Source organism: Staphylococcus arlettae, assembly GCF_025560845.1.
Lineage (GTDB): Bacteria > Bacillota > Bacilli > Staphylococcales > Staphylococcaceae > Staphylococcus > Staphylococcus arlettae.
The window spans coordinates 409,432-433,775 of sequence record NZ_CP094803.1 but is presented as its reverse complement, the minus strand read 5'-3'; the positions used below and the strand labels follow the sequence as shown (position 1 = coordinate 433,775).

Here is a 24,344-nt window from a genome sequence, read left to right as displayed (position 1 = left end):
TTAAAATTCATATGTTAAGCTGTCTATTCGATTAATTAAATTCACGTCATTTATTTAAAATACATAAAATACGAAGTGAAAGGTTTTGTTGTTCACATGAAAACTTATACCTCGGTTATTTTTTGGATGCGTGCCCTAGCATGTTTGAGTATTGTTTTAATACATGCTATAACAACCACGTTTATTCAAAGTGATAATATAGGAAAAGGTACCTTAATCCGAGTCATACAATTATTATTAATGTTTAGCACACCCTTATTTGTGTTTATTTCTGAATTTTTACTAGCAAAAAATTATCATACTTCAATTAAAAAGGGCTTTTTCAAAGATAAGTTATTATTTCTTGGCATTCCTTATGTTTGTATAAATATAGGAATCTCTTATTTTTATTTTAAGCCAAAAACTTTTACTGACTTTTTAGGTTTTCTAGAATCAACAATGTTTCACGGAGCAGCAGTTACTTATTTCATTGTTATCATTCTGCAATTCTATATTTTGCATTTTCTATTTTCAAAGTATCTAGTCAATCGTAATCCTATCTTAATGATTATTTTTTCAGTACTATTTGCTACAGTTTATTGGGGCATTAGACAGTTTATTCCACAACCAGAATCGCCAATGTTAGCTTGGTTCTGGGATCGTGAAGGTTGGATGTTATTCTTAGGTTGGTTGAGTTACTTTATTTTAGGTTTTTATACTGGTATATATTATGAAAAACTGATGGCTAATATTAAAAAATATACTTGGCTCATTTTGTTAGGTACTTTGCTAAGTACAGCCTTTTTAATTTTCAATTATGTCTCAGGTGTTAGCACATGGGTAGAGTCAAAACGTTTTGATATCCCAATTTATGTAACGATGATTATTTTGTTATTCTTTTTATTCTCAGCGTATTTTAAATACGTTCCAAAATTCATTATTTTTATAAGTAATTATTCATTCTGTATTTACTTACTACATTACTTCTTTGTTAATCAATTAGGGTTATTAAGAGAAGATAGTGCCATTCGTAATATCGTTTTCACCTTTATTATTACGGTAACAGTAGCTATTTGTTTAGCCTATTTAATCAATCAATTTAAATGGGGTAAATATATTATAGGTGGAATTGGTCACATTAAATACGAAAAAGTATATGAAAGTTACAAACACGGTAAAGTTGATTAACATAATAAAGCGCCGACATTCCTTAGTAGTAAGGATATGTCGGCGCTCTCTTTATGTATATTCAAGCTTTACGTTTTTGTTGCTTGCGTTTTTTTCGTTGCTTCGTAGTACTTCGACGTGACAGTAACATAATGCCTGCAATAAACCATAATAATGATGAAACAACATTAACTGTTAAGACGTTAATAAGTGCAATTAAAATCAACAGAATGCCTGTAAATTTCGCTAGTTTTCCCATCATTGTGACACTTATCATCGCTATAATACAACATACTACACAAATAGCTAATATAATTAATGCGCCTTGCTTCATATAATCAAATAACGTACTAGGTGATAATTGACCAGTAAATTGTGCAATGTTTTGATTGTTATTCGCAGTTGCTATTAGTGGTAGCACTTTCTGTTTAATACTTGCATCATTGAGAAATGGTAATGCTAGCGCAGACGCCGCAATAACTACAAATTGCAATAAGATTCCTACCCAAGTTAATATTTTTTCTGTTGTTCGTTTCATGATTGTCCCTCCCTCAAACCAATTTCTTACACATAATTATACATTTTTTATGTTGCACAAGGCAAAAGAACTTTAGACTGATTTTATTATTCGAGTTATTTTCAAGTAACTTTAGTATTTGTTCAAAACTAATAATTAAATATTTCTGCTAGAATAAGATTATAATTACAAGGGGGATTTATTATGAATATACAAAACGCATCACCAGAACAATTACGTCATTACATTCGACATGGTATGCTCGATGGACATACTAGTGGTTTAGCTAAAGGTTATGTACAAGCTAACGTGGTCATTTTACCTTCCGCTTATGCCTATGATTTTTTAAAATTTTGTTTTAGAAATCCTAAGACTTGTCCATTACTTGATGTCTCAGAAGTTGGCTCCACTTCTTTTCCATACTTTGCTAAGTCTGCTGATATTCGTACTGATGTAGCTGAATATCGTGTTTATAAAGACGGCGAACTAGTAGAAACACCTACAGATATTACACATTTATATAATAATGACTTAGTAAGTTTTTTAATCGGTTGTAGTTTCACATTCGAGCATGCCTTGCTTGAAGCTAACATTCCAATCCGACACATTGAAGAGCAACATAATGTCCCAATGTATATTACAAATATTCCAACCGCAGCTAGTGGGATATTTACAGGTCCTACAACAGTCAGCATGCGTCCAATGACAGTGGCTCATGCACTTAAAGCAACAGAAATCACTACTCGTTTTAAAGATGTTCACGGTACACCGCTTCACCTCGGCAACCCGGAAGCTATTGGCATTAAAAATATTAATAAACCTGATTTCGGTGAAGCTGTGACGATAAATGCTAACGAAGTGCCAGTCTTTTGGGGATGTGGTGTCACACCACAATCTGTAGCACTTAACGCTAAACCTCCACTTATGATTACTCATTCACCTGGTCATATGTTTATTACAGATATTCGTGATAGTGAAATGTCACAATAAAAGCAATCAAGCAACTGCCAGTTAGTTATTACTGAAATTAGCTGTTCACATAACTCCAAAAATTTAACATCGGTTTAATTATTATAACTTTCATTTAAAATTATAATACCCACAACAAAAATAAAGCATTTGGAACATTCATTAGTCCCAAATGCTTTATTATTTTATTCGCTATCTGTTTTCTAATTCTTGTTTCGTAATAATTGGATAGTTTTTAAATATTTTAGATGCGACATATCCTACAATGAGTCCAATCACACCTAAAATGGCTCCATAAATAAGAATTGTAATCGGATCATTAAAACCAAACATCACTAAAAATCCTGCTAATGGTGTTGCGGTACCAGTAGCATCATTAATCATACCAGACGATGCAATAACTGCTCCCCCAAGTGCGCCACCAATAAAGTTAGCCGTATAAATCGGTACCGGATTGGCAGAAACTACATCTGCTTGTGATAACGGCTCAATACATACCGCAATCTTAGACTTACGATCACCTAAGTTTAATTTATGGAACATAGTACCATTAATAAATGATGAGCCAAATGATACCATTGCAGCAATAGCCATAGGTAAGCCTGTCATTCCTAAAAGTGCTGTAAGTGCCATAGAACTCAATGGTGCTGTACCTACAACTGTAATTATACCGCCCAATATCAGACCCATTACAATTGGATTTACATCCATAGAATTTTGAATAATGTCACCAATCTTCATAAGTGAGTTATTTACTAACGGAGTAACACCTGTCGCTAATAAGCGTGCTAATGGTGCTATTAATAAAATACCTACAATTAAATCAACACCATCCGGTACTCTTTTTTCAGCATATTTCATTACATAGCCTACGACGTAACCTGCAACGAAACCAGGTATAAGATCCAAACCACCACATGATACAGCAATAGCTAAAGCATAAACTGGAGACACACCGATAGCTAAAGCCACTAAGCCAGCTGCAGCTACACCACCTAAGCCACCAGCAGCGTCACCTAATTCCCCCAAAAATTTAATACCTAATAAATCTCCACCTACATATTTATGGAAAGCCTCTACTAAAAATGTAGCGATAGCAGCATTTGCCAAAGCACTCATTGCTTTCATACCACTAGGCGCTTTATATGTAAATAGCGTAAACAATGCTAATACTATTACTAAAAATATAGTCCCTATCAGAATATCCATGTACTTCTTTCCTCTCTTTTTCTTAAATAACTAATTATTTTTATATTGTCACGAATAATCATTTTAACATATTTTTTTAATATATTCCGAACAATTTTATTTATTTAGTAATAAGCTCCGCGGAACATTTTATAATATTTATTAAATTTATATCAAAATATGACACAACTTTCCCACTAACAAGAATCAACTTAAAGAATATACAGTGTTAAATCACAGCAAACAAAATACCAACGTTAACTTTGGCATAGCAGTTGGCCATACTCAGTTAGTGTTGGTATTGTGATGTTGCTCTATTTTAATTTAATATGAAATAAACCTAGCCTTATGTAGTAATATCTTTCATTACTTTTGCTGGTGTACCCATAGCTAGTGACTGAGCCGGGATATCTTTGGTCACGACACTGCCTGCACTAATAACACTGCCTTCTCCAATAGTAACACCTGGCAGCACGACTACATTCGCACCCAACCATACATTCGGACCTATTGTAATTGGTAAGGCCTGTTCTAGACCTGCATTACGTTTAGTCGCTTCTAATGGATGATTCGCCGTATAAAGACCACATTTAGGTCCGATAAACGTGTTATCTCCAATATTAATAGTTGCACAATCCATAAAGTAACAATCGTGATTCACAAAAACATTTTGCCCTAATTTGATATTATAACCATAATCGACCATGAAAGGACTTAGCAGTTCTGCTTGCTGTGGTTCATAGTTTAATAGTTGCGTTAAGATAGCTTGACGTTGTTCTAATGCACTAGGCTTAACTTGGTTCAACATATGACATAAATCTTTCGCATCCAGTCTTTCTTGTGCTAATTCTTCATTAAAATTAGCATCATACCATTCCCCGGCTAGCATTTTTTCTTTTTCATTCATCAAAATTGCACTCCCTTAATTTGCAAGCTGTTGTTAGCTTAAAAATAATAATAATCGATAAATTAGTGTGCCCGCATAGTTACCTATTACGTACCCTAGTGTTCCAATTATTAGGATAGGGCCAACTAAATTAGTCCATCGTTTGCCTATTGCTAACGCTGCTGCTGTTGTTGGTCCACCTGCAGTAGCATTACTAGCTAATAAAATTTCTTCTATTTTAAAATTGCACCATTTACCTATAACTAAGCTCAAGCCAAGATTAAATATCAATATAATAATGACAAAGATAAATAGTAATGGTGCTATGCTTATAATTGTAACAAATGAAGCTGGAATACCTATAACAACGAAGAATATATAAATAAAAAATGTTCCAATTTCTGAAGCACCGGCCAAACGCTCAAAAAAGTCTCCCCAAATTACGACGACTAACAGCGTAAACGTTGTTAACAATAAATAAGGATCACCAAAAAACGATACTACAATATTCCATATTAAATTATTGTTAGGTAACCATGCTTGTAGTACTTCAGATAATTTAAAACTACCTGCAACTAATAAAATCGCGCAAGTAATTGATAAAGCAATATCTAAAAGTTGAATTTTTTTAGGTTGCCAATAATTTTGTTGTTCCTGTTCGTTGTCAGTAGTTGCATAATCTGTATGATAATGACGTTTAATGATAGGTAATGCTGGTATCGCAATTAACAATAAAAAGTACAATGCCATTACACTATTATCAGCTACTACTGTAGCAGAAATCATCTCTTCAGGTGTATTAAGTTTAGCACTAAGTGCTGCAAAATTAACCCCGCCACCAATATAGCTACCAGTCATCATTGCACCTATTTTCGCTAAATATGGAATCCATTGTTGTAACACAATAAATCCAACCACCGTTCCTATCATAGTACCTACTGAAGCAATTAAAAATATTACTAATAAACGTCTGCTTTCTTTCCATATTTTTATAATATTAGAATTAAATAACAATAATGGAATAGATAGTGGTACTACATAATCCCACACAGTATCATAAACCGGTGATGCTGTTGGTATAATTTTAAAATTGGATAAAGCCATAGCCCCTACTAGCGCAATAATTGCACCTGAAATAGTACTTGCCCATCGATAACGTTGTTCTAATACTAAACTTACGGTTGCCCATAAAATAATTATCGCCCATAGTAACCATGTGTCATCTTTTGCAATCACTGTCCCCACATACATGATATTCTCCCCCTCTTCTCCCATACTCAATCTATAATTTATTACTGCTTATTATTACTAAGATATAATGTTTTATCAATAATTTTCAGAATTTTTACTTTATATTACCGTTACATTATTGTGTAACTAAATTTAAATTGATATTCTTAACAATATCTTTTTAACATTCAAAGGGGTGGATTGTTATGAAACAAAGAATTGGGTTATTTCTCGGCCCATTACTATTTTTAATCATTTTATTTATTCCGAGTATTACAGGTTTGGACCATGCGCCACGCGCTGTCCTAGCTGTAACAGTTTTCGTAGCTACGTGGTGGATTACAGAAGCAATTCCCATTCCAGCAACCTCATTAATGCCATTAATTCTATTACCGTTAACAGGTGGTACCAATGAACAAGTTGCTGCCAATGCTTATGCAGATCCGATCGTATTTATGTATATGGGCGGATTCATAATTGCTTTAGCTATAGAGAAGTGGAACTTACACCGGCGTATTGCTATGACAATTATTTCTATGATGGGATCCAGCAGTAACCATGTAATTCTAGGCACGATGATTGCGACAGCATTTATTTCAATGTGGATTTCAAATGCTGCTACTGCACTTATGATGTTACCCATTGCTTTAGCGTTAATAGAAGAAATTAAAACAGCAAAATTTCTCTCACCAGAATCGGCACATAAATTTTCTAAAGCTTTACTATTAACTGTGGCTTACTCTGCTTCAATAGGTGGGCTTGCTACTTTAATCGGTTCAGTGCCGAATGCAGTATTTGCTGCCGTTGCCGCTTCAAGCTTAGATCGCTCAGTATCATTCGCACAGTGGATGCTCTTTGCATTACCTATTACTATAATTTTATTAATTGTCCTTTACTTATTACTGACTAAATGGCTGTTCAAAATCGATGATGCTGATCAAGTTTCTTCTGATTTTGCTAAAAAAGAGCTACATAACTTAGGTCCAATGTCTTACGAAGAAAAATTAACAGGTTTAGTCTTTTTAATCGTCAGTGTACTGTGGATTTCAAGCAGTGCCTTACCTGCATCACTACATTTATCTGATACAGTAATTGCAATGATTGGGGCAGTTTTACTTTTTTTAATTCCTGCACGTGCTGATAAAGGTGGATTACTCGTATGGAAAGATATGTCTAAATTATCATGGGGTATTTTACTATTATTTGGCGGTGGCTTATCGTTAGCTGCTGCATTTGAAGATTCAGGACTTACCAAATGGTTTGGAGGTATATTAGGAATTGTAGAACCACTACCGCTTATCCTTATCGTTATTGTGTTAACTACAGGTATTTTATTCTTAACAGAAGTCATGTCTAATACAGCTGTATCTAATATGCTTATGCCTATTAGTATAGGATTAGCAGCAGCCATTAATCAGGATCCATTTTTCATTATGGGTGTTGTCGCTTTATCTTCTACTTGTGCATTCATGTTACCTATATCAACACCACCGAATGCAGCAGTCTTTAGTTCCGATGAATTAGACATGAAAGATATGATTAAAGCCGGTTTCATTTTAAATATATTTACGATTATTATCATTTCGTTATTTGTTTATTTCTGGTTACCAATTGCTTTTGGTTTGTAATGACATATGTTACAGTATCATGCTAAGGTATGATTTCACTTTTATACTAAGGACGCATGTAATTAACATAAATCAAATGTACAATAGCATTATAAACTACTAAAAGGAGTCGCTAATTATGAAAACATTAATTAAAGGTGCCATTGCTGTCTTACTCATATTGGGTGTAGTAAAAACGTTCCAAGATTATAATGTGCCCGCGGAAGCTTCAAATTACTATAACCAAGTTAAAAACGGCGAAGTGTTACAGAATGTCGAGAACATTAATTTTGATTCACTCAAAAACCTCAATTTCGAAGACTTCAAACCTGCAGATTTCTTTTAACTAGTTTATATGTAATCTCTATCCAGTACTTGAAGTAATGGTAGCCATGTTCAATTACTTCAATCATTTGCACATACTAAATAACTATAAATACACAAGCCTTAGGTGATTGTTGAACTGACCCCAATTAGTGGGAATAAAATAAAAACACTTTCGTTGAATTCATTTAAAATGAATCATACGGAGGTGTTTTTTCTATGAAAATAATGTCTTATTCAATAGAAACAAAATATAAAACGATTGAAATGAAAGAAGCTGGATATACTGTAAAAGAAATTATGGAAGCATTAAATATCAAAAATAGCACACAGGTAAAAACTTGGTGGCGATGGTATCGAAATGGTGAAACTTATAGATTTTATCAACAAAGAGGCAAGCAATATACTTACGGCAAAGGCGTGAAAGAATTATCAGAAGTAGAACAATTAAAGTTAGATAATAAGAAAAAAGATATTGAAATAGATATTTTAAAAAAGTACAAGGAGTTAGAAAGGAAGTGGTATCCAAAGTAATTGTAGAATTAGTTGATCAATTCAAGCATAAGTATTCAATCAAAATGATACTCGATGTTTTAGAAATACCTCAATCGACATACTATAGATGGAAACATAAGGACAATGAAAAAGATAAAGTGACTCAAAAGGTTATTGAATTATGTGAAGAAAATAAATTCACCTACGGTTATCGCAAAATTACAGCATTGATTAATCAATTGTATTCAGCGTCAATTAATCATAAAAGAGTTCAGAGAATCATGCGAGAGTATAATCTGAACTGCCGAGTTAGACCTAAAAAATCTAAAAAAATTGGTGAACCTTATTATAAAACAGATAATTTATTACAAAGACAGTTTAAAGCTAACCAACCAATGGAAGTATTAACAACTGATATTACTTATTTACCTTTCGGTAACTCTATGTTGTATTTATCTTCAATTATGGATGTTTATAACGGAGAAATTGTGGCGTATAAAATAGATAACAAACAGGGTCAAAGCTTAGTAAATGATACATTGAATCAAATAGATATACCTGAGAATTGCATACTACATAGTGACCAAGGCAGTGTTTATACATCCTATGCTTACTATCAATTATGCGAAGAAAAAGGCATTATCAGAAGTATGTCCCGAAAGGGAACACCAGCTGATAACGCCCCGATAGAAAGTTTCCATTCCTCGCTAAAGTGTGAAACTTTCTACATAAACAATGAGCTCAATAGCTCTAACCAAATTGTAATAGATATTGTCGAAAATTACATTAAAAACTATAATAATAATCGAATTCAACAAAAAATAGGCTACTTATCCCCTAGAAAATATAGGGAATTAGCAGCCTAGAACATAGTGTTTTTATTAAGTTCTCATTCTAAGGGTTCAGCGCCTTGTTCGCCCAAGGCTTGTTTTTATATATTATAATATCGAAAGTGATTAGGTCTTACTATTATGGGAAGTGGACTAACCGAAGGCTATAGTCTAAAGCGGTGTCCGTGGAAAGTATGCAAAAAACTGCCAACAAAGTCGGGAACTTTGTCTGTAACCTCTTGTTTTATAATCAGTAAATAAGCCTTAGATATTAATAATCCTTAGCACTTATCTATAATATCGGCAGGGCTTTGCGCCGACTCCTGCGGCAATAGCACGAGCCGAAGACTACAGGCTGAGGCAGTGCCCGCGGAAAGCGTGCATAAAAAAACTGCCAACAAAGTCGGAAACTTTGTCGACAGTCTATAAGATGCCACTTCTTATTTTACTTACAAGTGCTAAATTCAAATAGCGTGCTTCACTGTTCTACTAGAATGTATAAATGACATTATGCCAAATATACAATATACAATGGAATAAGCTATCATCACAATGTATATTGGCAGCATTTGTTGTGTTCCCATAATTTGATTAAATGCTGTAGCTGCAAAGAATGCATGACCTAATGAAACGATAAGTGGTAAACCAAAATTAACCATTACTTTTAGACTTAACCCTCGTAACATATCTCGATGCGTGTAGCCCATTTTACATAAAATACGATAATTTTCGATTTCATCCTCGGTTTCATCCATCTGTTTGATATAAATTATACAGCCAGATGCTACTAAAAAAGCCAGTCCTAAAAATGATGTCACAAACAATAATATACCGATAGATTGATGTACGCGATCTTGAATCGCATCACGTGTCTCAATTTTAGGTTCAATACTTTGCGATAAGTCTGTCGCTTGAGTCATATCGTCATGATTTTTTATCGTAAAACCATATTGTTTATTCGTCTCCTCGGCAGAAGATTTTAATGATTGATACAAGTTATCGCTAAGCAAAAAGACTGGTTGATTAAACGAGACCGTTGATTGAAAAGCGTTTATAGTTTTTTCTGTATTAAATTTAATCGCAACATCTCTGTCACCTTTGAAAACAATGTCCTGCCCCAGTTTAAAGTCATAATTACCTTGTGCCGATTTAGGCATGATGACTTGCCCTTTATGACCATGTGCCTCAATACCTTTAAAATACTTGTCACTTGTTATGACAACATTAGAAGTTTTAACATTTTGCGAACCAATGTTGAACACGTCTTGTTTTTTTATCGGCACATAAGCAACTTCTTTATACGCAATATTATAATCGATATTATGTTGATTCAATTGTTTTTCTAATTTCTTAGCAGATTGTTGGTCATTATAAACAATATCTTGCGGTGATTGCATATCAACCATATCGTCACCTTGCGCTTTATTTATCGCGCTAAAACATAATACAGTCACTGTGACAGCTGAAATAGTAGCTATAATTGTTAGAGATAAAGCATTCTTTTTCATACGATGCATTATCGAAGCTGTAAACACCACATCTGTAATAGATACATGCCCACGCTTAAAGCGTTTCAGTGATTTAAAAATAACCGATACGGAACTTCTGAAAAATAAATACGCCCCGCCTATAGTCAAAATTAAAATACCTGGTATAAGTATACCTACTTGAGTAATAAATTTAGAGAACATTTCTGTCGACAAATAATAACCTGTAGCTATCATAATAATACCGAACGCACCAGCTATTACTTCTAAGACAGTAATTTTTTTGTGTGTCGTATCAGCTTTCGCTTTATCATCCATCAGCGATAAAATACTACGTTTTTTAATAAATATATAACTTTGAACTAAAATTAAAACAAATGCAATGAACAGCATAATCGCAGTTTGGATAACTGCCATGTATTGAAATCCTATCGATACGCCTATACTTATCCCTAACATTTTTAAAACGATCATCAATAAAATTTTAGAACCAAAAACACCTATAAAGATTCCAACAAGTCCTGTCGAGATAAACATGACACTTTGTTCTAAAAATAAAATACGTAACAAATGATATTTTGTTAGTCCAATTAATTGGTACATAGCAAACTCTTTTGTGCGACGTTTAATAAATAAGTAATTTGCATACATTAAAAATATAATAATTATGACGAATAAAAAATTAGCCCCAATTTCTGCACCTTTTTTAATTATCGTACTAGAATCTTCATTATTAATACTCTCTGTATACTTTAATGTCACAAAACTAAAAAACAAGACGATACTTGTTATTAAAGAAAATATATACATACCGTAGTAACGTATATTGTTCTTAAAGTTCTTTAAAATGATTTGATTAAATGTCATTCACGACACCACCTAAGGTTGCTTGCATATGAATAATATTTCGATAAAATTCTTTGTTATTATCGTCCCCTTGGTATAACTCGGAATGAATATTTCCGTCTTTTAGCATAATGACACGATTCGAATAACTTGCTGCAACTGGATCATGTGTCACCATTACAATGGTCGCATTAAATTGTTTATTCATTTCTTCTAATCTAAACAACAAATCTTGTGCACTTTTAGAATCCAGTGCTCCAGTAGGTTCATCTGCGAAAATGATAGCAGGTTTATGAACAAATGCACGCGCTGCTGCTGTACGCTGTTGTTGGCCTCCAGAAATTTCACTCGGATATTTATCGCGAATGTCATAAATACCCAATGCTTCAGTAATTTCATTAAAACTCTGAGTCATCTCTTCTTTAGACAATTTTTTTATAGACAGTGGTAACATTATGTTTTCTTTAACCGTTAACGTATTTAACACACTATAATCTTGGAAAATAAAGCCCACTTCACTTTTACGAAATGCTGCTAATTCTTTATTTTTCATTTTGCTAAGCTCATGTCCATTTATTTCGACAGTCCCACTTGTAATATAGTCTATAGAGCTTAAGACATTTAACAATGTTGTTTTACCTGAACCAGATGGGCCCATAATCGACACAAATTCACCTTTTTCAATGGCAAAATCTAATCCTTTTAGCACTTGTTGTTGGTGAAATCGATTACCGTAATTTTTAGTAAGTCCTTTGACATTTAATAATACCAACTTAAACACTCCTTTTTTGTTATTATCGATAAATCTATTGTATAGAAATTGAATTTTTTTCTCGTTGCATTCACCTAACAAAAGACCTATCTCAAATGACAAAATTGTCACATCTGCACTAATGTTGCTATTTTCTCTATGATATAATAGTTAAATTGAAATCAAATCAAGGAGTAAAAAGCATGTTATCTTAATTAAAAAGAGAATGGCTAACTGACCCCGTTACTAATGATTTAGCTGGTATCGTTGTCGCTTTAGCCCTTATACCTGAAGCGTTATCCTTTTCTATAATCGCCGGCGTTGATCCGATGGTGGGCTTATATTCCTCATTCATTATTGCAGTAGTCATTTCTATTGTTGGTGGACGACCAGCAATGATTTCAGCAGCTACAGGTGCTGTTGCTTTAGTAGTTGTTCCGTTAGTAAGAGATTATGGTGTAAACTACTTATTTGCCGCTACTATTTTAATGGGAATTTTACAGATTTTATTTGGAATTTTAAAAATCGGACGTTTAATGAAATTTATTCCAAACTCTGTCATGATTGGCTTTGTTAATGCTTTAGCAATATTAATTTTCCTTACACAACTCAAACATATTTTTGGCATTTCTATTGCTACTTATGTCTTTACCATTATTACCTTACTCATTATATATTTGTTACCTCAAGTATTCACACGTATTCCTGCACCATTAATCGCAATTATTTTATTAACCATAACAGCAATGTTAACTGGTGCAGATGTTAAGACTGTTGATGATTTAGGTGATATCAAACGTACATTACCACATTTTTTAATACCAGATGTACCATTTACGTTTGAAACGTTGAAAATCATTTTTCCTTATTCATTGTCCATGGCTATAGTGGGCTTAGTTGAAAGTTTATTAACTGCACGTATCGTAGACAATGCTACTGATAGTTTTAGTAATAAAAACCGAGAATCTAGTGGCCAAGGTGTTGCTAATTTAATTACCGGCTTTTTTGGTGCCATGGGCGGTTGTGCTATGATTGGTCAATCTGTTATTAATGTACGTTCTGGTGCTACGACACGTTTATCTACTTTTACAGCTGGTGTATTTTTAATGATTTTAATACTAGTCTTTGGTGAGTGGGTCATTCAAATTCCTATGCCGATTCTTGCGGGCATAATGGTTATGGTGTCAGTAGGTACCTTCAATTGGAAATCTTTCAATTTTATAAAAAACGCACCACGTACAGATGCAGTAGTGATGTTGTTAACTGTCGCTATTGTCTTAGCTACAGATAACCTAGCTTTAGGCGTCGTAGCTGGTGTTATTGTCAGCGCATTGTGCTTTGCCACAAAAATTTCTAATATTACAGTTAAACGCAGTGACTCAGCTGATACGATTTACTATTCAATTAGTGGTCAAATCTTTTTTGTCTCTATTGATGCTTTAATGAATCAACTCGATTTTGATGTAACAAATAAAACAATTTATTTAGATTTTAAGAATGCACATTTATGGGATGACTCTGCTGTCAATGCCATAGATACACTTATTGAACAGTTTAACAAAAAGCATAACACTGTATACCTTCAACACTTGAATAAAGATAGTCATAAAATTATATCAGCATTAAGCGACATCAATAAAAAACATTTAATTTAAGATTTCCACTATGACTTTACTCGTAACGTGGTTGTTTGAAATAACAAAATTTAATAACTAGTATGCTAAGAGTAGAACCACGAAACCTAATATATAACTAGGCCGTGCGCATCTACTCTTTTTAAATTTAATGTTTGACTTTAATACCTATAGGGGGTATATTGAAGACAAGATAACACATTAGGAGGAAACTCAGAGATGGCTACTTCTCATAAAACTACGTTTGGTATTACCGGTATGACTTGTACTGCTTGTGCCAATCGCATAGAAAAAAATTTGAATAAATTGCCTGATGTCGTTGCAACGGTCAACCCTACAACAGAAAAAGCGACTGTAGACTATGATCCTAATTCTACGTCACTCGAAACTATCACTGAAACCGTTCAAAATACTGGTTATGGGGTAATTACCGAAACAACTGAACTCGATGTTTTAGGTATGACGTGTGCTGCTTGTTCTACTCGTGTAGAAAAAATACTTAATCGTACAGATGGTGTATCACAGGCCAATGTGAATCTAACTACAGAACAAGCTAACATTGCGTACAATCCAGAAGTCACTACGCCAGAAGCGTTAATTGCTCGTATACAAAATATCGGGTACGATGCGCAACTAAAAGCAACAGCTGGAGATAAAGTTTCTCAAAAAAGTAAAGAGCTAAAGCGTAAACGATTGAAACTTATTATTTCAGCCATACTCTCGTTACCACTACTCTTGACCATGTTTGTTCATTTATTTAATTTGCCAATGCCCGCCATCTTAATGAATCCATACTTTCAATTAACCTTAGCTACTATTGTACAATTTGGTATTGGTTGGCAATTTTATATAGGTGCCTACAAAAGTTTACGTAGTGGTTCGGCTAACATGGATGTATTAGTAGCATTAGGTACAAGTGCTGCTTACTTCTATAGTCTATTTGAAACTATAAAATGGATTGTCCAACCACAAATCACACCACATCTTTATTTTGAAACAAGTGCAGTATTGATCACGCTTATCTTATTAGGTAAATATTTAGAAGCACGTGCTAAATCTCAAACGACTAATGCTTTAAGTACATTGTTAAATTTACAAGCTAAAGAAGCACGCGTAATTCGTAATGGTACTACGCAAATGATCCCATTAAAAGAAGTTGTTGTTGGCGATCATCTTATTGTTAAACCAGGAGAAAAAATACCTGTCGATGGACTTGTGATTAAAGGTACTACTTCTATTGACACTTCAATGATTACAGGTGAATCTATGCCAGTAACTAAATTTGAAAATGATGAAGTCATAGGTTCCACTATGAATAAAAATGGTGTCATTACTATGGAAGCAACGAAAGTAGGCAAAGATACAGCGCTATCTTCTATAGTACAAGTGGTCGAACAAGCACAAGGCTCTAAAGCACCTATTCAACGCCTAGCAGACACTATTTCCGGTTATTTTGTACCCATTGTAGTAGCGATTGCTATACTAACATTTATCGTATGGATCACTTTAGTACAAGTTGGACAAATCGAACATGCTCTAGTTGCATCTATTGCAGTTTTAGTAATCGCTTGTCCATGTGCCTTAGGTTTAGCTACACCAACTTCAATCATGGTAGGCACAGGAAAAGCAGCAGAACATGGTATATTATTTAAGGGTGGTTCTTATATTGAGCATACTCATAATATCAATACCATCGTCTTAGACAAAACAGGCACAATTACAAAAGGAACACCTGAAGTAACTGATTTTACTGGTTCAAATACTACATTACAATTATTGGCCAGTGCTGAACAGGGCTCCGAACATCCATTAGCTGAAGCAATAGTCACTTATGCTCAACAGCACGAAATAACATTATCACAACCTGAGACGTTCGAAGCATTGCCTGGCAAAGGCATTGTCGCTACAGTCGACAACCATACTATTCTCATTGGCAATCGTCAATTAATGGATCAGTATGACGTAGATATTTCAATGGCTAATAACACTATGCAAAATTATGAAGATGCCGGTAAAACAACTATGCTTATTGCAATTAACAAAGAATATAGTGGCTTAATCGCAGTCGCTGATACAGTGAAAGCTACAGCACAACAAGCGATTGAGTTACTACATCAACAAAATATCGAGGTCGTAATGTTAACTGGTGATAATCAACGTACTGCACACGCTATAGCACAACAAGTGGGCATTGATACAGTTATTGCTGACGTCGTACCTGAAGAAAAAGCAGCAGTCATCGAGTCACTGCAACAACAAAATAAAAAAGTAGCAATGGTTGGCGATGGAATTAATGATGCACCTGCCTTAGTAACAGCTGATATAGGTATTGCTATTGGTACAGGTACCGAAGTGGCAATAGAAGCTGCTGATATTACAATTTTAGGTGGCGATTTATTACTCTTACCAAAAGCACTCTATACAAGTAAGGCTACAATACGTAATATACGCCAAAATCTGTTTTGGGCTTTCGGTTATAATGTTGCAGGCATACCAATTGCTGCTCTAGGATTATTAGCTCCATGGGTTGCTGGCGCAGCAATGGCCTTAAGTTCAGTCAGTGTCGTAACCAATGCTTTACGTTTGAAACGCATGAAATTATAGCAGTATGCTATTAAAAGGAGGTGATTCATATGACAACTGAAACAATTCAAGTTGAAGGTATGAGTTGTGACCATTGTAAACAAGCTGTAGAAGGCGCATTAACAAAATTATCTGGTGTCTCAACTGCGAAAGTTGACTTAACAGCTGGTAATGTCCAAGTTGATTATGATAACGACCAAGTTGAAGTCACAGATATGAAATCTGCAATTGAAGATCAAGGTTATGATGTCCAATAGGGAGTGGGACAGAAATCTGATTTTGAATAAATGATTTCGTCGTCCCACCCCGGCAAGGATGACTAGCGTTGAAAAAAGCTCGGTTTAAAGCGCATTTTCAATGATGTCAGCTACTGCCAATACAAAAATAGAGTGGGACAAATCAATATTGTCCCACTCTCTTTTTAATGATATAAATGTGCGATACTTTGCAATCGTTGTATTGCCACGGCTAACTGTTCATCATCAATTGCCAAAGACATACGTACATAGTGATGACCATTGTCCCCAAATGGAAAACCCGGTGCAACCAAAATAGATTGTTCCTGTAACAAATATTCTACAAATCCTTCTCCGTCAAAGTGTGGAGGTGTTTTCAACCATAAAAATATGCCACCCCTCATTGGTTCAAATGGTATGTCAACGTCAGCTAATGCACGTGTGATATCATCACGTCGTTGTCGGAATTTATTATTTTGTTGTTCTAAAAATGCATCATAATGATTGAGCGCGTAACTAGCTGTATCTTGTAACGCACCAAACATGCCAGCATGTGTATGTGATTGATATTTTTTCAAAGCTTGAATAATATCCTTATTTCCTACGGCGAAACCTACCCGAAAACCTGACATATTATAGCCTTTAGAAAGAGAATATATTTCCACTGCTAACTCTTTTGCACCGTCTACTTGTAATATACTAGGATTTTTACTATCAAAACCAAACGCACTATAAGCAAAATCATGTACAATTTTAGTTTTGGTATTCTGAAATTGCGTAACTGCTTCTTTAAACACCTCGAGCGTAGCAACCGACCCCGTTGGATTATTAGGGTAAGTTAAATATACTAACCGCGTGTTTAACAACACATCTTGTGATATTTGTTGCCATTTTGGTAAATAATCAGGTGCTGTTAAATTCAACTTTTTAGGGATGACATCAGCTAACTGGACACCCGCTAAATAATCAGCATAACCTGGGTCTGGCAATAATACATATTCCCCTGGATTTACAATAGCAGTTGGCAAAGCTACTAAGCCATTTTTAGTACCATATAAAATACACACTTCTGTATTGGCATCTAATGCTACACCATAATGACGTTGATAAAAATCAACGATCGCTTGTTTCAAACTCTCTTTACCATGAAATGCTACATATTTTTGATTCTCTGGTTCTTGCACTGCTTTGATAAATTTATTAACGATTCCATCAGGTGTATCACCATCTGGAATACCTACAGCTAAATTAATCAATGGTAAAGGGCCATGTGTCACTTTTTGTCCCATCGTTTTACCAAAATAACTATCGGGTATTTGTGCTAATCTGTCAGACATTGCCATTATTACTCCCCCTATGTATCTTTATATCAGAAATGTGCCGATATAGTGATGAAGTTCAATACATCTTACTTTTTACTTATCTGAATATTCTAACATATTAATACTAAAAAAAGACTACTCAATTGAGTAGTCTTTAGCTTTATACTGAGGTAAATTTTACCACCAGTTGTTTGAAGAACGGAAGTCTAACGCAGCTTCTACTGAACCATAACGTTCGTTAGCGTAGTTGATCATACCTTTAGTTTGTTCAGCAACTGAACCAGTTCCCCAAGATTCTTTAGTTTGACCTAAACCTCTGTATCCTAATTCGTTAACAGCATTTGGGTTACCGCTTGATTCAGGCATTACGATTGTATTCCACATAGCTTCTGTACCACCAGCAGCTAAGAATTGAGCTTTAGTTGATCCACCAGTTGAAGCTGATGAAGAGCTTGTGCTTGCTGAAGTTGAAGTTTTTGTAGTTGTTTGTGCTGGAGCACTTTCAGTTTTAACTGAAGTTGAAGCACTTGTTTGTTCTGTTTGAACTTCGTTAGTTGTTTCAGCTTTAGGAGCTTCTACTGCTTTAGGAGCTTCTACTGAAGCGTTAGATTGGCTTGAAGCTTGTACTTGAGGTGCTTGTACATCTGTTGATGTTTGAGCTGAAGATCCACCGTCATAGCTCCAAGTCCAAGTAGTACCATTTGATTCGAAGTTGAATGAATGACCATTGTAGTTAAAGTCATAGTCATATGAACCAGAATGTACTGGTTTTTCATTTAATTCTTGAGCATTGCTTAATGCTAACTCAGCTAAATGAGCTTTATCAATATTTTGTTCAGAAGCGTCAGCTTGGTTGCTGTTCGCTGCATATCCTGTTACACCTAATGCTACTGCTAATGATGATGCTAAAACTGTCTTTTTCATAATAAAATAAATCCTCCAATATTTTGTTTCGTAAAACTCTATTTTAAGTTTATAAATTTCGTATGTGCTAATTTCAATTTTTTAACGATTTGTTTTTCGACAAGAATTAATATACCATAAATCCAGCAAATTTGTATTACACTCAAATAACAAATCGTTTACAAAACATGTTCATTGTATGACATCATTTACTAATTGTTACTTTGAATAACAATCGCCTGACAGAATAGCATTTCCAGCACTTCAATCAAACTTGTCACAATAGCATTGAAATGACTACAAATCTAATTTATTTATTGTCAGAAAAATTACAACGTCTCACTCTGTTACATTCTTGTAATATTTCTGACGCTAATTTTGCTCTAATTATTAAGCTATCTACTAATTTTTCTGTAAGTCAAAGCAAGATTCACAAAATTCCAAGCAATAGTATTGTATTTTCGCACCAGTAATATTACACTAATAGTGAGAAAACGTTTCCTTTGGTATAAACGCGAGTTGGCACTTCCTGTTAGTTAAACGAATAACGATATATTTGGGAGGGATTAACATGGTTGCTCATGAAAAAGATTTAATCAAAGTAGACAAAAACAATGAAACACGCTCTAATAGTATTTCTGTAATGATAGACGAAGGCGGTTTAGGTGCTGATCAATATTATCAAATTGACAAGCACAAACGAAACCAATATGAAGCTATATTCAGACAAAAATCTAATACAGAGCTTGTAGATCTACTCATTACTAGTGCGGGAGAAAATGACAATACTAAATTCAACAATTCTTTACTTGCACTCCAAAATGAAGTACTACGCCGTATGAATCATTAAAACACTCTGCCAAACGATAACAGGGAAGTAACGTCTTCACGTTACTTCCCTATTTGTATGCTCAAATCACTAAGCTAAAAATTTAAAAATATCTCTACTATATAATTTCAAAACCTTCATATATAAAGTATTAATTACAAAACCAATAATAAAAGGTATCACTAAAAATACTAAGATGACAGTTATTAAATTTAATAATGGTGAACCATCCATCAATCTAAAGGATGTTATAGGTCCTACCATACCTACAATTCCAAAGCCCGCAGATTCTTTTGTTCCTTCAATCCCTAACAATCCACCAACAAAACCAGTTAGAATAGCGGTGGTAAAGATTGGTAATAAAATAATTGGATGCCTTACCATGTTAGGTATCATCATTTTAACGCCACCTAAAAATATAGTCAGTGGCACACCTGCTCGGTTGATCTTTATTGTTCCTGCAACTAGCGCTGCTTCACAGGCTACGATACCTAGAGAAGCTGAACCTGCTGCAACACCACTTATGCCTATAGCTAATGCTGTAGCTACTGTGGAAATAGGTGAAATAATAAGAAAACTAAATACCATAGCTATAAGTATGGACATGAGTATTGGTTGTAAATCAGTAAATGTATTGACGAGATTTCCAATGCCTGTAGTTATTAATTGCACATAAGGCAAAATAATCAAACCTATAAAACTAGCAATAACACCAACAAATGTCGGCATAATTATTAATGTCAAACTACCAAAGCGTTCCCCAATAACTAATATAAAAAACACTGCAATTGCTGCAGTAAGCATAGTATTTATTAAATCTCCTACCCCTACTAAGAGTACTGCTCCATTTTTAAATTGTGCTACGCCACTCCCTACAAAAGCAGAACTTGCAACCACAGCAGTAGACAGAGGCGTCAGTTGGAAACGCATGGCTATTAAAGCACCTACTAATAACGGCACTGTAAATTGAATGCCTTGCACAACTTGTAATAACATTTGAAAAATTTCATGTTTAGGTGCTAATACTTTAAATAATTCGCCTAATATCGCATTAGGTATTAACCCCGCAATAATAGCAATAGCTACCCCAGAAAGTACATTATATAAAAATTGTTTAGGACTGACTTTAATCATGTGTGGTACCTCCAAATTATGAAATGTACCTATCAATATAACATACATTCTGAATTTTCAGAATATTTATTTTAACTAACTCTATACTACATTTGATAGAGTGTTTGTCTACTAAAAAATCTATAATTGTATTTACTCATTTGTTAACACTAAACCTTGAGTCGCGTTTTCGTAAAAATTAAGTTTTTTCAACGTATTACCAGTTGGCAAGTTAAGCTCAAATTGTTCCCAAATCCAAAATGCAATATTTTCAGCAGTCGTATTCATCTCGGGTAATGTTTCATTGAGTAATTGTTTATCTAAATACGGTGCTAAATATTGTTTATAAATTTTATCTACTACATTAAAATCTAAAGCTAAACCATAATCGTCAATTGGAGATAAGATTTCTATATCGAACTTGTAAGTGTGCATGGCTAAATCTATATGCTTCGTTTGAGAAAAGTAGATACGATTATCACATTTAAATTCATAATAATTTTTAATGCGAACAGACTGATTTTTATATTGAAATTGTTTAGGTGGTTGAACATTGTTAAATTTATTCATGTTAAAACACTTCCTTTTATTTCTTTATAATATCTATACCCAAAATACAAAATAGTAAATTTCAAGACTAACTACGATGATTAAAACATACTAAAGAAGGAAATTAACATACTAGATATTATATTCAGTTAAGAGCGACAATTACTATTACTTACATGGAGGTTTTAAAAATGCATATAAAATGCGAAAGAATCTATGCTAAACAACAATCTAAAGGCATTCGTATCTTAGTGGATCGTGTGTGGCCACGTGGTGTATCAAAAGAAAATGCTAATTTAGACTATTGGTTAAAAGATATCGCCCCATCTCCTACATTACGTAAATGGTTTAACCATGATCCAAATAAATTTGAAGAATTTAAAGCTTCTTATCTCAAGGAACTAGAATCCAATGATGCTCAAAAAACAGAAGTCCAAAACATTCAAGACATCTTAAAAAACAATAACAATGATTTGTTATTACTGTATGGGGCAAAAGATGAAACTTATAATCACGCTGTAGTATTACGTTCATTTTTAGAAGAGAGGTTATCACAATGACAACTTCAAATATGATTGAATTGTCTCATCCTTGTATTAAACAACTAATAACACAAGATGCGCAACTGGCAAAACTGATAAAACACATCGGACCAATTACATTTCCTAAGCGACCAAGTCCGCTAAAATCTATAATACGCTCAATCATCGGTCAACAAATCACTGTAAAGTTAGCACAAACGATTTTTCAACGCTTAACTGAGACAGTGAATGATGATTGGTCAATAGCATCATTATCTAAGTTATCAGCTACAAAACTACAAGAACTAGGATTATCACGAGCGAAAACGCAGTGCATTATAGCACTATTAGAGCATGTGCAAGCTGGTAACATAGATTTCCAAAAGCTACCTTATTTATCGAACACAGCAGTCACTCGCAACTTGACACAAGTGAAAGGTATAGGTCAATGGACTGCGGAAATATATCTTATATTCACCTTACACCGAATAGATATTCTTCCTGTGAAAGATGTCGGTTTGCAACGTGCAGCTCAATGGTTATATCAACCAACAAATACAACTAAAGCTGAAACTTTAAAACAATGTAATCAACGATGGACTGGGTGCCAAACAATAGGTGCGCTTTATTTATGGGAAGCCATCCGACGCGGGTACTTAGAATATGATCATATTGATGTACTTTAATATGTCACAATTATGCATCATATAAACTACGTTCACCTTCTGGTAGTTGCTCTATATAGTTTTTAGGGTCTTCTGCGTAATCATTGCCTATACCGCCTTGCATTCTTTGAAAATGTAAGTGTGGTCCTGTAGTTTGTTTACCAGTATTACCTGAAAGTGCAATAACTTGCCCCGGTTTTACCGTATCTCCTTCTTTGACTTTATAATCATTTAGATGCATATACCATTGATAATAATTGCCATTACTTTCAGTGATTTGTAACACTTTACCGCCAAACTCATTATCAAATAAACGCGTAACTGTACCATGTGTTACAGCTTTTACTGGTGTATCTTCTGCCAAATGATAATCTATACCATAATGTTTTGCGTTATTTCCAAAATCACTGCGTTCGTATTCACCAAAATTCTCAGTTTCTCTACTAAAATTGAAAAATTGCTGTGATTCTGAATCTTGTCCTGTTTCTGTCACAGTATATTTTTCATTCACATCCTCTATCCAATGTTTAATTGGCTCAAAATAATAAATGACTGTAAATAAAGGAATTAAAAACAACAGAAATATAACTATAGCGTTAATACGATTTTTCAAGTTGATAAATCACCTTTCTTAAAATTTCTGTGGTCATTAAGTATACTTATTATAGCTTTGCAATGCTAGTTAATAGTCCTCAAATCCCACTCATACTTTAGTTGGAATAAAGTATTAAAAAAACCGTAAGTAGTAATCACGACTTACGGTAAAGGGTTTTACAAGTTATAATCTGCTAATAATTGCTCCATCACTTGCCAAATGGCCTCAACATTAACATCTACAGCAAAATAAGCATTCTTTTCCCCATCAGTTACATTATTCAAATCGACAGACATCGTACCATATGTGAGTGCGGAATGATGTTCAATAGCAATATGCGTATGTTGCATTTTGAACAATTCTGGTTTAATCAAATATAAAATTGCACATGCATCGTGAATAGGACCGCCATCCATGTCAAAGTGTGTTTTATACGTAGACTTAAAGAATTTCAGTAACTCAACTACAAAGCCTGCGACATCATTATTAATCAGCGCAAAACGTTGAATAATATCATCTGTAGCAAGTACTTGATGTGTTACATCTAATCCAAACACATTAATTCTCGCTCCACAATTAAACACGCGTTGCGCCGCTTCAGCATCGGCCCAAATATTAAATTCAGCTGTGGGCGTCCAATTGCCGAAAGTACCTCCACCCATTATAGTGATTGATTTGATATTTTGTACTATTTTAGCATCTCGAATTAATGCCGTCGCAATATTAGTCAATGGTCCCGTGGCTACAATTGTGACTGGCTCATCACTATTTTTAACAGCATCAATGATAACATCTGCAGCATGATGTGGTGTAGCATGGTGGCGTGGTGTTTCAGGTAACTTAGGACCGTCTAAACCAGTTACACCATGAATTTCTTCTGCAAATGATGGCTCCTTAATCAATGGTCGTGATGCACCCATAGAAACTGGAATTTCTCCTTTGCCCATAATATCTAACACATTCAATGCATTACGTGTATTTTTACTCACTGCTTGATTACCAGATACGGTAGTCACAGCTAAAATTTCCAAGTGACTTGTTCGAGCGCCTGCTAAGATCATAGCAATGGCATCATCATGTCCTGGGTCACAATCCATAATAATTTTTTCACTCATTAT

General features: G+C 34.2%; 23 protein-coding genes. 11 read left to right on the top strand and 12 right to left on the bottom strand.

The genetic code is table 11. The features are described 5' to 3' along the window. Positions 1-96: 96 nt before the first annotated feature. The gene (locus tag MUA37_RS01965) at positions 97-1,167 is read left to right on the top strand and encodes an acyltransferase family protein (protein ID WP_142019359.1); all 1,071 of its coding nucleotides are present in this window, start codon (positions 97-99) and stop codon (positions 1,165-1,167) included. Positions 1,168-1,228: 61 nt separating this feature from the next. Here the strand turns inward: MUA37_RS01965 and MUA37_RS01960 are convergent, their stop codons facing one another. Further along, positions 1,229-1,684 (bottom strand): DUF4064 domain-containing protein, encoded by a 456-nt coding sequence (locus MUA37_RS01960; protein ID WP_103388538.1) that lies wholly within the window; start codon positions 1,682-1,684, stop codon positions 1,229-1,231. Between the two features lie 183 nt (positions 1,685-1,867). On the opposite strand from MUA37_RS01960, the gene MUA37_RS01955 reads away from it, so the two are divergent. Then, on the top strand, positions 1,868-2,653 hold the full coding sequence (locus tag MUA37_RS01955; RefSeq protein ID WP_142019358.1) for a putative hydro-lyase: 786 nt from the start codon (positions 1,868-1,870) through the stop codon (positions 2,651-2,653). Between the two features lie 171 nt (positions 2,654-2,824). Here MUA37_RS01955 and MUA37_RS01950 read toward each other — a convergent pair whose 3' ends face one another. The 3 genes from MUA37_RS01950 to MUA37_RS01940 all read right to left on the bottom strand — a co-directional run bounded on the left by MUA37_RS01950 (position 2,825) and on the right by MUA37_RS01940 (position 5,957). Continuing rightward, positions 2,825-3,841: a PTS sugar transporter subunit IIC gene (locus MUA37_RS01950; protein ID WP_142019357.1), complete on the bottom strand. Its 1,017-nt coding sequence runs from the start codon at positions 3,839-3,841 to the stop codon at positions 2,825-2,827. A 325-nt stretch (positions 3,842-4,166) separates the two neighbouring features. Continuing rightward, positions 4,167-4,727, bottom strand: a complete 561-nt coding sequence (locus MUA37_RS01945) for a sugar O-acetyltransferase (protein ID WP_142019356.1) — start codon at positions 4,725-4,727, stop codon at positions 4,167-4,169. A gap of 33 nt (positions 4,728-4,760) precedes the next feature. Continuing rightward, on the bottom strand, positions 4,761-5,957 hold the full coding sequence (locus tag MUA37_RS01940; RefSeq protein WP_142019355.1) for a DUF819 family protein: 1,197 nt from the start codon (positions 5,955-5,957) through the stop codon (positions 4,761-4,763). A 185-nt stretch (positions 5,958-6,142) separates the two neighbouring features. On the opposite strand from MUA37_RS01940, the gene MUA37_RS01935 reads away from it, so the two are divergent. The 3 genes from MUA37_RS01935 to MUA37_RS01925 all read left to right on the top strand — a co-directional run bounded on the left by MUA37_RS01935 (position 6,143) and on the right by MUA37_RS01925 (position 9,228). Next, entirely contained in the window at positions 6,143-7,564 is a 1,422-nt protein-coding gene (locus MUA37_RS01935; protein ID WP_262624784.1) for an SLC13 family permease, read from the top strand. A gap of 118 nt (positions 7,565-7,682) precedes the next feature. Then, on the top strand, positions 7,683-7,889 hold the full coding sequence (locus MUA37_RS01930; RefSeq protein WP_002508801.1) for a hypothetical protein: 207 nt from the start codon (positions 7,683-7,685) through the stop codon (positions 7,887-7,889). Between the two features lie 197 nt (positions 7,890-8,086). Continuing rightward, positions 8,087-9,228 (top strand): IS3 family transposase gene (locus MUA37_RS01925; RefSeq protein WP_262624783.1). Its coding sequence is split into 2 segments (ribosomal slippage): positions 8,087-8,357 and positions 8,357-9,228, totalling 1,143 coding nucleotides; the frame shifts between segments, so codons are not numbered across the junction. A gap of 428 nt (positions 9,229-9,656) precedes the next feature. Here MUA37_RS01925 and MUA37_RS01920 read toward each other — a convergent pair. Then, entirely contained in the window at positions 9,657-11,546 is a 1,890-nt protein-coding gene (locus tag MUA37_RS01920; RefSeq protein ID WP_002508802.1) for an FtsX-like permease family protein, read from the bottom strand. Further along, complete coding sequence (locus MUA37_RS01915) at positions 11,536-12,297, bottom strand: ABC transporter ATP-binding protein (protein ID WP_002508803.1); 762 nt, start codon at positions 12,295-12,297, stop codon at positions 11,536-11,538. The genes MUA37_RS01920 and MUA37_RS01915 overlap by 11 nt, the downstream gene beginning before the upstream one ends. Before the next feature lie 242 nt (positions 12,298-12,539). Here MUA37_RS01915 and MUA37_RS01910 point away from each other — a divergent pair, with 242 nt between their 5' ends. The 3 genes from MUA37_RS01910 to copZ all read left to right on the top strand — a co-directional run bounded on the left by MUA37_RS01910 (position 12,540) and on the right by copZ (position 16,750). Further along, positions 12,540-13,931 (top strand): SulP family inorganic anion transporter, encoded by a 1,392-nt coding sequence (locus MUA37_RS01910; protein WP_172604838.1) that lies wholly within the window; start codon positions 12,540-12,542, stop codon positions 13,929-13,931. Positions 13,932-14,129: 198 nt separating this feature from the next. Further along, a complete protein-coding gene (locus tag MUA37_RS01905) occupies positions 14,130-16,514 on the top strand; it encodes a heavy metal translocating P-type ATPase (RefSeq protein WP_002508805.1) in 2,385 nt (794 codons plus the stop codon). Between the two features lie 29 nt (positions 16,515-16,543). After that, positions 16,544-16,750, top strand: a complete 207-nt coding sequence (copZ, locus tag MUA37_RS01900) for a copper chaperone CopZ (RefSeq protein WP_002508806.1) — start codon at positions 16,544-16,546, stop codon at positions 16,748-16,750. A gap of 164 nt (positions 16,751-16,914) precedes the next feature. On the opposite strand, the gene MUA37_RS01895 is transcribed toward copZ, so the two are convergent. Then, the gene (locus MUA37_RS01895) at positions 16,915-18,072 is read right to left on the bottom strand and encodes an aminotransferase class I/II-fold pyridoxal phosphate-dependent enzyme (RefSeq protein ID WP_262624782.1); all 1,158 of its coding nucleotides are present in this window, start codon (positions 18,070-18,072) and stop codon (positions 16,915-16,917) included. A 156-nt stretch (positions 18,073-18,228) separates the two neighbouring features. Next, the gene (locus MUA37_RS01890) at positions 18,229-18,975 is read right to left on the bottom strand and encodes an aggregation-promoting factor C-terminal-like domain-containing protein (RefSeq protein ID WP_262624781.1); all 747 of its coding nucleotides are present in this window, start codon (positions 18,973-18,975) and stop codon (positions 18,229-18,231) included. Positions 18,976-19,525: 550 nt separating this feature from the next. Between MUA37_RS01890 and MUA37_RS01885 the strand changes: the two genes are divergently transcribed. Continuing rightward, positions 19,526-19,804 (top strand): hypothetical protein, encoded by a 279-nt coding sequence (locus MUA37_RS01885; protein WP_002508809.1) that lies wholly within the window; start codon positions 19,526-19,528, stop codon positions 19,802-19,804. 69 nt (positions 19,805-19,873) lie between these two features. Here MUA37_RS01885 and MUA37_RS01880 read toward each other — a convergent pair whose 3' ends face one another. Both MUA37_RS01880 and MUA37_RS01875 read right to left on the bottom strand, forming a co-directional pair. After that, positions 19,874-20,917 carry a PTS sugar transporter subunit IIC gene (locus MUA37_RS01880; protein WP_002508810.1) on the bottom strand — a complete coding sequence of 348 codons (1,044 nt, stop codon included), beginning with the start codon at positions 20,915-20,917 and terminating at the stop codon, positions 19,874-19,876. A gap of 132 nt (positions 20,918-21,049) precedes the next feature. After that, on the bottom strand, positions 21,050-21,466 hold the full coding sequence (locus MUA37_RS01875) for a 6-pyruvoyl trahydropterin synthase family protein (protein ID WP_002508811.1): 417 nt from the start codon (positions 21,464-21,466) through the stop codon (positions 21,050-21,052). Between the two features lie 170 nt (positions 21,467-21,636). On the opposite strand from MUA37_RS01875, the gene MUA37_RS01870 reads away from it, so the two are divergent. After that, positions 21,637-22,005, top strand: a complete 369-nt coding sequence (locus MUA37_RS01870) for a DUF488 domain-containing protein (RefSeq protein WP_002508812.1) — start codon at positions 21,637-21,639, stop codon at positions 22,003-22,005. Next, entirely contained in the window at positions 22,002-22,652 is a 651-nt protein-coding gene (locus tag MUA37_RS01865; protein WP_002508813.1) for a DNA-3-methyladenine glycosylase family protein, read from the top strand. The genes MUA37_RS01870 and MUA37_RS01865 overlap by 4 nt, the downstream gene beginning before the upstream one ends. 10 nt (positions 22,653-22,662) lie before the next feature. Here MUA37_RS01865 and MUA37_RS01860 read toward each other — a convergent pair whose 3' ends face one another. Together MUA37_RS01860 and MUA37_RS01855 are read right to left on the bottom strand one after the other, a co-directional pair. Beyond that, positions 22,663-23,244 (bottom strand): M23 family metallopeptidase, encoded by a 582-nt coding sequence (locus tag MUA37_RS01860; protein WP_002508814.1) that lies wholly within the window; start codon positions 23,242-23,244, stop codon positions 22,663-22,665. Between the two features lie 158 nt (positions 23,245-23,402). After that, positions 23,403-24,341, bottom strand: coding sequence for a nucleoside hydrolase (locus MUA37_RS01855; protein WP_002508815.1), 939 nt, complete (start codon positions 24,339-24,341; stop codon positions 23,403-23,405). Between the last annotated feature and the right edge of the window lie 3 nt (positions 24,342-24,344).